The organism is Streptomyces sp. NPDC005004, assembly GCF_053600675.1.
Window position 1 is genome coordinate 1 of the sequence record NZ_JBSGAH010000041.1, and the last position, 10,383, is coordinate 10,383.

9 protein-coding genes are annotated in these 10,383 nt (G+C 73.5%); 6 read left to right on the forward strand and 3 right to left on the reverse strand.

All coding sequences use genetic code 11. The features are described from left to right. Positions 1–142 precede the first annotated feature (142 nt). A complete protein-coding gene (locus ACWEEU_RS30390) occupies positions 143–2,395 on the reverse strand; it encodes a helix-hairpin-helix domain-containing protein (protein ID WP_451736861.1) in 2,253 nt (750 codons plus the stop codon). After that, positions 2,392–3,375 (reverse strand): aldo/keto reductase, encoded by a 984-nt coding sequence (locus tag ACWEEU_RS30395; RefSeq protein WP_385747903.1) that lies wholly within the window; start codon positions 3,373–3,375, stop codon positions 2,392–2,394. The genes ACWEEU_RS30390 and ACWEEU_RS30395 overlap by 4 nt, the downstream gene beginning before the upstream one ends. 158 nt (positions 3,376–3,533) lie before the next feature. Here ACWEEU_RS30395 and ACWEEU_RS30400 point away from each other — a divergent pair, with 158 nt between their 5' ends. Further along, positions 3,534–4,589 (forward strand): LLM class F420-dependent oxidoreductase, encoded by a 1,056-nt coding sequence (locus ACWEEU_RS30400; protein ID WP_385747901.1) that lies wholly within the window; start codon positions 3,534–3,536, stop codon positions 4,587–4,589. Between the two features lie 214 nt (positions 4,590–4,803). Further along, complete coding sequence (locus tag ACWEEU_RS30405) at positions 4,804–5,592, forward strand: ferritin-like domain-containing protein (protein ID WP_451736864.1); 789 nt, start codon at positions 4,804–4,806, stop codon at positions 5,590–5,592. A 36-nt stretch (positions 5,593–5,628) separates the two neighbouring features. Here ACWEEU_RS30405 and corA read toward each other — a convergent pair whose 3' ends face one another. Further along, a complete protein-coding gene (corA, locus tag ACWEEU_RS30410; protein ID WP_451736867.1) occupies positions 5,629–6,633 on the reverse strand; it encodes a magnesium/cobalt transporter CorA in 1,005 nt (334 codons plus the stop codon). A gap of 98 nt (positions 6,634–6,731) precedes the next feature. Here corA and ACWEEU_RS30415 point away from each other — a divergent pair, with 98 nt between their 5' ends. The 4 genes from ACWEEU_RS30415 to mshC all read left to right on the forward strand — a co-directional run bounded on the left by ACWEEU_RS30415 (position 6,732) and on the right by mshC (position 10,265). Beyond that, positions 6,732–7,418, forward strand: a complete 687-nt coding sequence (locus ACWEEU_RS30415) for a histidine phosphatase family protein (RefSeq protein ID WP_385747896.1) — start codon at positions 6,732–6,734, stop codon at positions 7,416–7,418. A gap of 58 nt (positions 7,419–7,476) precedes the next feature. Further along, entirely contained in the window at positions 7,477–8,067 is a 591-nt protein-coding gene (locus ACWEEU_RS30420; protein WP_385747894.1) for a DUF3090 domain-containing protein, read from the forward strand. Beyond that, on the forward strand, positions 8,031–8,864 hold the full coding sequence (locus ACWEEU_RS30425) for an SCO1664 family protein (RefSeq protein WP_385747892.1): 834 nt from the start codon (positions 8,031–8,033) through the stop codon (positions 8,862–8,864). The genes ACWEEU_RS30420 and ACWEEU_RS30425 overlap by 37 nt, the downstream gene beginning before the upstream one ends. A 171-nt stretch (positions 8,865–9,035) precedes the next feature. Next, positions 9,036–10,265: a cysteine--1-D-myo-inosityl 2-amino-2-deoxy-alpha-D-glucopyranoside ligase gene (gene mshC, locus ACWEEU_RS30430; RefSeq protein ID WP_451736872.1), complete on the forward strand. Its 1,230-nt coding sequence runs from the start codon at positions 9,036–9,038 to the stop codon at positions 10,263–10,265. Positions 10,266–10,383: the final 118 nt, after the last annotated feature.

Here is a 10,383-nt window from a genome sequence, read left to right on the forward strand (position 1 = left end):
CAGGCTGAAGCTCACCGCGCCCGGCGTGGAGGTGGCGTCCGCGAAGGCGACCGCGATGATGTCGTAGGACGACGGCACGTCGGAGAGCTTCTGCCGGGGCGCCCCGGGTCCACTCCCGCCTTGCCTCGGACCGGAATCCCGCTCAGCCCGCCACCGGCACCTGGGCGCCCAGCAGCGCCCGCAACCTGGTCGTACGCGGCTTCGCGGGGACCTCCGCCACCGCCTGGGGCAGCGCCTGCTCCACCCCGTGCACCACGGACAGATGCCGCTCGGCACGCCCGAACGCCGTGTACACCCACGACCTGCTGAGCGCCTGCGCCGCGTCCCCCGGCAGCACCACCACGGCGGCGGGCCAGCGGGCGCCCACCGCCTGGTGCGCGGTCACCGCCCAGCCGTGCCGCACCCGGCTCTCCACCAGTTCCCTCGCTACGACCACCGGACCGCCCGCGCACTCCAGGTGCAGTCCCCCGGCATCCGCCCGCACGACCCGGCCCGGCACCGCACGGCCCGGTGCGGGGGAGTGGACGACCACGTCGCCGGGGTCGAAGCCGCCGAAGCGGCCTGGGCCGGGATTCAGCCGTTCCTTGAGCGCGGCGTTGAGCGCGCGCGTACCGGCCGCGCCGCCGTGGCCCGGGGTGATCACCACGGTCTGCTCGGGCCGTACGCCGAACGCCCGGGGAACCGAGTCCGCCACCAACTGCACGGTGCGGTGCACGGCCTCGCCCGCGTCCCGCACCGGGACGATGACGATCTCCTTGCCCGGCGCCTCGACCTGGCCCAGCTCGCCCACGCCGATCCCGGACACCAGCTCACCGAGCGGGCCCGGGTCGGGGAGGCGGGAGGAGAGCTGGGGGCAGGCGCGGGAGGCGAGGAGGTCGGCGAAGACCCGGCCGGGCCCGGCCGACCACAGCACCGCCGGGTCGCCACTCAGCAGCAGCCGCGCCCCGTCGGGCAGCGACTCCGCGAGCATCGCGGCGCTCTCCACGTCGAGCTGGGGCGCGTCCAGCACGATGAGCAGATCGAGGTCGAGGGCGCCCTCCTGGTCGCGGCCGGGGCCCTCGGTGCCGGAGAGGACACCGGCGACGGTGCCGACGCACGAGGCGTCGCCGGACAGCAGCGCGGCGAACCGCCGGGCGCCGTCGGGCGTGTGGCAGACGGCGAAGGCGCGCAGCCCCGCCGCGCGGGCGGCGTCCAGCAGCGCGGCGGGTTCGGCGCGGGCCGCCTCGCCGCCGGTGTGCAGGACGAGACCGTGCCCGGCGACCGCGCGGACCAGTTCGGACGCGCCGGAGGCCGACACCTTCTCCCACGCGGGCGAGGTCTCCTCCGACGGCGCGTTGATCAGGCGGCCCAGCGCGTCGGCCAGGCTCTCCTCCGCGAGTGCGTACCGCTCCAGGCCCGCCAGCACGCGGACCGGGCGCTCCTCCTCGTCCTCGGACTCCTCGTCGGCCGCGGGTGCGCCGGCGGGGCGGGCCGGGGCGCCGGGCTCCTCCAGGGCGTCCTGGAAGGCCAGCGCGTCACCCTCCGCGAGAGCGGCCTGCACCGCTCCCTCCGCGTCCGGGACGCCGCGCTGGGCGAGGGCCGCCGTGAGCGCCGGGAGCTCCAGGGCGGTGTGCCCGGCGAGCGCGGCCTGCTCGAGCAGCCACACGGTGAGCGCGCGGCCGCGCCGCTCGTCGTCGGGACCGCACTCGGCGCCGAGGAGGGCGCGGGCGAAGCCGTCGGCCTGGTCGGGGCGTACGCCGGTGATCCGCAGCAACTGCCAGGGGTCCTCGCGGAGCACGGCGTCGGCGCCCTCGCCGAGCACCGAGGTCGCCTGGGCTGCCAGCGCCGGCGGGGCACCGCCCTCGGTGAGGACGCGGCGCACGGCGTCGACCGACTCGGCGGGCGGCGCGACGGGCACGGCGGGCACCGGGGCGGGCCGGGGCGGGGCCACCGGCTCGGGGGCGGGGCGGCGTGGGGCCGGGGCGGGCTCGGTGAACGCGGGGCGCGCGGGCTTCTCGCCGCTCTCCACCGCGCGGACCGCCGCCAGCAGATCGGCGGCCGTCCCGCTCAGCTTGGCGCCGCTCGCGACGGGCCCCTTCCGCTCGGCCTTGCGCCGCTCGATCCGCTCCCGTTCCAGCCGCTGCGCGGCCAGCTCGGCCTCGGCCTCGGACAACTTGGGCGCGTCGTCACCCTCAGGAGTGCTCTCGGCATCACCCGGGGCCACGGCCTCACCCTCAGGAGTGGCCTCAGCGTCGGCGGGGCCGCTCCCGTCACCCTCACCAGCACCCTCGGCCGCGCCCGAAACGGCACCCGTGTCCGCACCCGGGACGGCACCCTCGGCGCTCTCCGGGACGTCCGGGCTCTCCGGGACGCCCTCCGCCCCGGTCTCCTCCGTGGTCTCCGGCTCCGTGCTCACAGCGTGCTCCAGTCGTGATCGGGATAGCGGTGCACGGGCGCCGACACGTCGTCGAGGGCCCGGCAGATCTCGTCAGGAAGATTAAGCGCCTCCACTGACAACGCCGCCGCGAGCTGCCGCGCGGTGCGCGCGCCGACGACCGGCGCGGTCACACCGGGCCGGTCGCGGACCCAGGCCAGGGCCACTTGGAGCGGGGTGACCGCGAGCCCGTCGGCGGCCGTCGTCACCGCGTCCACGATGCGGCTCGCGGTGTCGTCCAGATACGGCTCCACGAACGGCGCCATGTGGTCGGAGGCGCCGCGCGAGTCCGGGGGAGTGCCGCCCCGGTACTTGCCCGTCAGCACGCCCCGGCCGAGCGGGGAGGAGGGCAGCAGGCCGATCCCGAGGTCCAGCGCGGCGGGCAGCACCTCGCGCTCGACGCCGCGCTGGAGCAGCGAGTACTCGAGCTGCGTCCCGGCGAGCCGGGTGCGCGTGCCCGGCGCCGCGAGCTGCCAGGTGGCGGCCTTGGCGAGCTGCCAGCCGCAGAAGTTGGACACGCCCGCGTACCGCGCCCGGCCGCTGCTCACGGCCAGGTCGAGCGCCTGGAGCGTCTCCTCCAGCGGGGTGTCCGGGTCGTGGCAGTGGATGTGCCACAGGTCGACGTACTCGGTGCCCAGACGGGCCAGGGAGGCGTCGAGGGCGGCGAGCAGATGACCGCGCGATCCGTCGGCCCGGCGGTCGGGGTCGGGCACGCTGCCGGCCTTGGTGGAGATCACCAGGTCCTCGCGGGGGACAAGACCGTCGGTGAGCCGGCCGAGCAGATACTCGGCGGCGCCGTCGCCGTACACGTCCGCCGTGTCGACCAGGGTGCCGCCCGCTTCCCAGAACGTCTTCAGCATGTCCGCGGCGTCGTGCTCCTCGGTGTCCCGGCCCCAGGTGAGGGTGCCGAGCCCGATCCGGGACACGCGCAGGCCGGTGCGGCCGAGATGCCTCTGCTCCATGTGCGCGAGATTACTGGCCAGAGGTGGTGCCGTGGGTTGCCTGTGGACAACGGGATCCGGCCGTGGCCCCGCCGAACACCCCGGGCGGGGTGGGCCGCGCGGGAAAGGATCGCTAAGGTCGGCCGCAGATACGTTACTTGCGAGTAAGGGGATCGGTCATGCAGCTCGGGATCAACCTCGGCTACTGGGGTGCCGGGATGGACGGGGACAACCTCGCCGTGGCGCAGGAGGCCGACCGGCTCGGTTACAGCGTCTGCTGGGCCGCCGAGGCGTACGGCTCCGACGCCGCCACGGTGCTGAGCTGGGTCGCCGCGCAGACGGAGCGCATCGACGTGGGCTCGGCGATCTTCCAGATCCCGGCCCGCCAGCCCGCGATGACCGCGATGACCGCGGCGACGCTCGACTCCCTCTCCGGCGGCCGCTTCCGCCTCGGCCTCGGCGTCTCGGGACCGCAGGTCTCCGAGGGCTGGTACGGCGTCAAGTTCGACAAGCCGCTCGCCCGCACCCGCGAGTACGTGGAGATCGTCCGCAAGGCGATGAGCCGCGACCGCCTGTCGTACGAGGGCGAGCACTGGACGCTGCCGCTGCCCGGCGGCCCCGGCAAGCCGCTCAAGCTGACCGTGCACCCCGAGCGCGAGCACATCCCGCTGTACATCGCCGCCATCGGCCCGAAGAACCTGGAGCAGACCGGCGAGATCGCCGACGGCGCCCTGCTGATCTTCCCGGCCGCCGAGCACCTGGAGGAGACCGCCCTGTCCTCGCTGCGCGCGGGCCGCGAGAAGGCGGGCAAGACCATGGAGGGCTTCGACGTCTGTCCGACCGTGCCGGTCGCGGTCGGCGCCGACGTGGACGTGACCCGCCTCGCCGACACCTTCCGCCCCTACACCGCGCTCTACGTGGGCGGCATGGGCAGCCGCAAGCAGAACTTCTACAACCGGCTCGCCCAGCGCATGGGGTACGAGAAGGAGGCCGCCGAGATCCAGGACAAGTACCTCGCCGGCGACAAGCAGGGCGCCGCGGCCGCCATCCCGCACGACCTCATCGACAAGACCACCCTGCTCGGCTCCGTCGACCGGATCGCCGACCGCATGAAGGCCTACGCCGCCGCCGGGGTCACCACCCTCACGCTCGCCCCGGCCGGCTTCACCCTGGAGGAGCGGATCGCCTCCCTGCGCGGCGGCGCCGAGGCCCTGGAGCGCGCCGGGCTCGCGTAGGCGCCGGACACGCACAAGGCGGGGCGGCGGAAGTTCTCGCGGCCGTGGTGGGGGCTCGGGGGTCTTCCCCGCCACGGCCGTCACGGGGAACAACGCGCCGGTCCCCGGCCCGGTTACGGCCTCTTTCGGCCCAGTGCGCGCACACCGCGGTTGCGGGTCCTCTTTATCCGCATTTGACTTTTTCACTGCGGAGACCTGCAGAGAGGTGCCCACGATGCTTTCGGCCAAGAGCCTGTTCCAGGAGATCCTCGACAACGACGCGTCCTTCCGGCTCTTCTGCTCCATCGCCGCAAGCGGGGAGGCCCAGGGCGGCTGGGAGAACGGCCGCATCGCCGCCCTCGTACCCCGGAGCGAACGCGCCCTCGCCCCCAAGATCGCCCGCCACGGAGCCGACGAGGACAAGCACGGGCGGATCTTCCACGCCCTGCTGCGCAAACGCGGCCTCGAACCCGTGCCCGTGCCGCCCGACACCGACTACACGATGCTCCTGGAACGGCACGGCATCGGCCTCACCCACGACAAACTCAGGGCCGACCGGCCGCTCACCGTGGCCGACATCGTCACCTACCTCGCCCACAGCCGCGTCACCGAACAGCGGGCCTCCGAACAGATGCGGCTGCTGCGCCGACACTTCGCCGACCACCCGGACATCGGCCGCGCCGTCCGCATGATCTCCAACGACGAGGACAACCACCTCGCCTACTGCCACGAGGAACTTCTGCGCCTCGCCCACGCCGGACACGGCCGCGCCATCCAGCGCGTCCTGCGCGAGTGCGCACTCGCCGAGATCCGGGTCTACCGGGACGTCAGCCTCGCCGTCATGGCCCACATGGGCCGCCTCCTGCGCTGGTCCCGCCCGAGGAACGCCCTGCTCGCCGCCGGTGTCCACGCCCTCTACGCCTGGGAGCGGGCCGTCGGCTGGCGGCGCATGGTCACCCTGGAGACGCCGGAACGACGCGACGCGCTCGGCGGACCCGCCCCGAAGACGGCCGAGTTCGTCTGAACCCGCGAAAAGACCTCGGCGGCCCCCGGAGAGTCCCTACAGCCAGCCCCGCCGCCGGAAGTTGCGGTACAGGAAGACCTCCAGCACCACCATCACGGCCACCACCGCCGGATAGCCCCACGCCCAGTGCAGCTCCGGCATGTTCTCGAAGTTCATGCCGTAGATCCCGGCGATCAGCGTCGGCACCGCCGCCATCGCCGCCCAGGACGAGATCTTCCGCATGTCGTCGTTCTGCCGCACGCTCATCTGCGCCAGATGCGCCGACAGGATGTCGGACAACAGCCGGTCCAGACCCTCAACGGACTCGTTCACCCGGGTCAGATGGTCGTTGACGTCGCGGAAGAACGGCCGCGCCCCCTCGTCCACGAACGGCACCGGCGCGCCGCTCGTACCCGTGCCCGTGCCCGAGAGCCGGGTGAGCGGCACCGCCAGCGGCACCGTCGCCCGCCGGAACTCCAGCACCTGCCGTTTGAACGTGTAGATCCGCGACGCCGTGTTCCGTGACCCCGCGTCCGACGGCGAGAAGACCTCCGCCTCCAGCTCGTCCAGGTCCGTGCCCAGCTCGGTGGCGACCTCCAGATAGGCGTCCACCGTGGCGTCCATGATCGAGTAGAGCACCCCGGTCGGGCCGTGCCGCAGCTTCGCCGGGTCCGAGGCCACCCGGCGCCGCACCTCCTCCAGCGGGGCCGCGTTGCCGTGCCGCACCGTCACCACGAACGAGTCGCCGACGAAGATCATGACCTCGCCGGTGGTGACCGTGTCGCGCTGCTGCTCGTAGAACACCGGCTTGAGCACGACGAACAGCGAGTCGTCGTACACCTCCATCTTCGGCCGCTGGTGCGCCTTCAGCGCGTCCTCGACCGCCAGCGGATGCAGCCCGAACGCCTTGCGAACGAGTTCGAACTCCTCCTCCGTGGAGTCGTGCAGGGCGATCCACACGAACGCGTCGTCCTGTGCCCGCGCCTCCTTCAGCGCCTCGGCCGGGTCCTTCAAGGCCTTGGCGCGGCGTCCGTCACGGTAGATGGCACAGTCGAAGATCACGGAGAGCATTTTCCCGCCCACCGGCGGCTTACGCACGCGGGGTGCCCGAAACGCCTTCCCCGGCCGCCCCGCGCGCCCGCCGGTCTACGCTGGGGCCCATGCCGACCCTGATCCTCGTCCGGCACGGACGCTCCACCGCCAACACCGCGGGCCTGCTCGCCGGATGGACCCCCGGTGTCGCCCTCGACGAGCGCGGCACCGAGCAGGCCGCGGCGCTGCCCGGCCGTCTCGCCGCGCTGCCGCTGCGCGAGGTGGTGGTCAGCCCGCTCCAACGCTGCCAGGAGACGATGCGACCCCTCCTCGACGCCCGCCCCGACCTGCCCGTCCACACCGACGAACGCATCGGGGAGTGCCACTACGGCGACTGGTCGGGGCGCAAACTCGCCGAACTGAAGGACGAACCCCTCATGGAGGTCGTCCAGAGCCACCCCTCCTCCGCCGCCTTCCCGGGCGGCGAGTCCATGCGGGCCATGCAGCACCGCGCCGCCGAGGCCGTACGCGAGTGGAACGCGCGCGTGGAGCGCGAGCACGGGGCCGACGCCGTCTACCTCATGTGCTCCCACGGCGACATCATCAAGGCCCTGGTGGCCGACGCGCTCGGCCTCCACCTCGACCTGTTCCAGCGGGTCGCCGTCGAGCCCTGCTCCGTCACCGCGATCCGCTACACGCGCCTGCGCCCCTACCTGGTGCGCCTCGGCGACACCGGCGACCTTTCGTCGCTTGCCCCGCGCGAAACACCCCAGGAGGACGACGCACCGGTCGGGGGTGGTGCGGGCGCACCGTGATCGCCGCCCGCAGTAGGGTGAGGCCACCCGAACCCACTCGATCCCATGGAGACAGGACGTGTCCCGTCAGGTGTTCCTCTACGATCCGCCGGACCGCTTCGTGGCCGGCACGGTCGGACTGCCCGGACGCCGTACGTTCTTCCTCCAGGCCGTCGCGGGCCCCCGGGTGACCAGCGTGGCCCTGGAGAAGACCCAGGTCGCCGCCCTGGCCGAGCGCATGGACGAACTGCTCGACGAGGTCGTGCGGCGCAGCGGCGGCAACGCGGCCGTCCCCGCCGTCGCCCCCACCGAGATCGCCGACACCGGCCCGCTGGACACCCCCATCGAGGAGGAGTTCCGCGTCGGCACCATGGCGCTCGCCTGGGACGGTGAGGAACAGCGCATGATCGTCGAGGCGCAGGCCCTCGTCGAACTGGACGCCGAGACCGAGGAGGACCTCGCCCAGGCCGAGGAACGCCTCCTCCAGGACGAGGAGAACGGCCCCCCGATGCTGCGGGTCCGGCTCACCGGCGCGCAGGCCAGGGCCTTCGCCAAGCGCGCCCTCGACGTCGTCAACGCCGGGCGGCCGCCGTGCCCGCTGTGCAGCCTCCCGCTCGACCCGGAAGGACACGTATGTCCGCGCCAGAACGGATACCGCCGGGGAGCGTGACCGCCACCGACGCGGACCTCGCGGAGCTGATCGCGCGGGGCGAGCTGACCGTACGCGGCCGCATCCGCGACGCCTCCAACGCGGCCCTGTTCTGCACGGTCGCCCTGGACGGCCGGGAAGCGTCCTGCGTGTACAAGCCCGTCGCCGGGGAGCGCCCGCTGTGGGACTTCCCCGACGGCACCCTGGCGGGCCGCGAGGTCGCCGCCTACGAGGTCTCCGAGGCCACCGGCTGGGGTCTCGTCCCGCCGACCGTGCTGCGCGAGGGCCCCTACGGCGAGGGCATGTGCCAGCTCTGGATCGACGTGAGCCCCGAGGCCGAACTCCTCGCCCTGGTCGACGGCGAGGAGCCGGGCCCGGGCTGGAAGGCGGTCGGCTTCGCCGAGGTCGGCGAGGGCCGCACCGCGCTGCTCGTGCACGCCGACGACGTACGGCTGCGCCGCCTCGCCGTCCTGGACGCCGTGATCAACAACGCCGACCGCAAGGGCGGCCACCTCCTGCCCACCGCGACCGGCGCGCTCTACGGCATCGACCACGGCGTCACCTTCAACACCGAGAACAAACTGCGCACCCTGCTGTGGGGCTGGGCGGGCGAGCCGCTCGCCGAGGAGGCCGTCACCGTCCTCGACCGGCTTCAGGCCGACCTGGCCGAGGGAGCGCCCCTGGCCGGCCGTCTCGCCCCGCTGCTCACCTCCGCCGAGATCGAGGCCACCCGCGCCCGCGTCGCCGCCCTGCGCGCCTCGGGCCGCCACCCGGAACCGGCGGGCGACTGGCCCGCGATCCCCTGGCCACCGGTCTGACGACGGCGGCCCTCCGCCCCGCGACCGTGGTGTTCCCCACGGAACGACGGTGGTTCCGCACGGAAAGACAGCGGTTCTGCACGGAATCCGCCGCCGCGCAAGAGCGCCGAACCGGCCATCCGGCCCGATCCGGTTCGTATGCGCTGCTCATGGGCGGTTAGTCTCATGTACATGCATGCCTGGCCCGCTTCCGAGGTCCCCGCCCTGCCCGGTCAGGGCCGCGACCTGAGGATTCACGACACCGCGACCGGCGGTCCGGTCACCCTGGACCCCGGTCCCGTCGCCCGGATCTATGTCTGCGGCATCACGCCGTACGACGCGACCCACATGGGTCACGCGGCGACCTACAACGCGTTCGACCTCGTGCAGCGCGTGTGGCTCGACACCAAGCGGCAGGTCCACTACGTCCAGAACGTCACCGACGTCGACGACCCGCTCCTGGAGCGGGCCGACCGGGACGGCGTCGACTGGGTCGCCCTCGCCGAGAAGGAGACCGCCCTCTTCCGCGAGGACATGACCGCCCTCAGGATGCTGCCCCCGCAGCACTACATAGGCGCCGTCGAGGCCATACCCGGCATCGTCCCCCTCGTGGAGCGGCTGCGTGATCTCGGCGCCGCCTACGAACTGGACGGCGACGTCTACTTCTCGGTCGAGTCCGACCCGCACTTCGGCGGCGTCTCCCACCTGGACGCGGCGGCCATGCGGCTGCTGTCCGCCGAGCGCGGCGGCGACCCCGACCGGCAGGGCAAGAAGAACCCGCTCGACCCGATGCTGTGGATGGCCGCCCGCGAGGGCGAGCCGAGCTGGGACGGCGGCTCGCTCGGCCGCGGCCGCCCCGGCTGGCACATCGAGTGCGTCGCCATCGCCCTCGACCACCTTGGCATGGGCTTCGACGTCCAGGGCGGCGGCTCCGACCTCGCCTTCCCGCACCACGAGATGGGCGCCTCGCACGCCCAGGTGCTGACCGGCGAGTTCCCCATGGCCAAGGCGTACGTCCACGCGGGCATGGTCGGCCTGGACGGCGAGAAGATGTCGAAGTCGAAGGGGAACCTCGTCTTCGTCTCGCGACTCCGCCGCGACGGCGTCGACCCGGCCGCGATCCGGCTCGCCCTGCACTCCCACCACTACCGCTCCGACTGGGAGTGGACCGACCAGGTGCTCCAGGACGCCGTGGACCGCCTCGGCCGCTGGCGCGCCGCCGTCTCCCGGCCCGACGGTCCCTCCGCCGACGCGCTGGTGGACGAGGTCCGCGCGGCCCTGGCCAACGACCTCGACGCGCCCGCCGCCCTGGAGGCCGTGGACCGCTGGGCGGCCCGCCAGGACGCCGAGGGCGGCACCGACATCGGTGCGCCCGGCCTGGTCAGCCGGACGGTCGACGCGCTGCTCGGCGTGGCGCTCTGACCCGGCACAGCACCTGACACGACAGTGGGGCGGCACCCGGCCGGGTGCCGCCCCCAAGAAGGAAAAGGACGAATAAAAAGAAAGCCACGAAGGAAAACCGGGAAAGCGCGAGCACGCG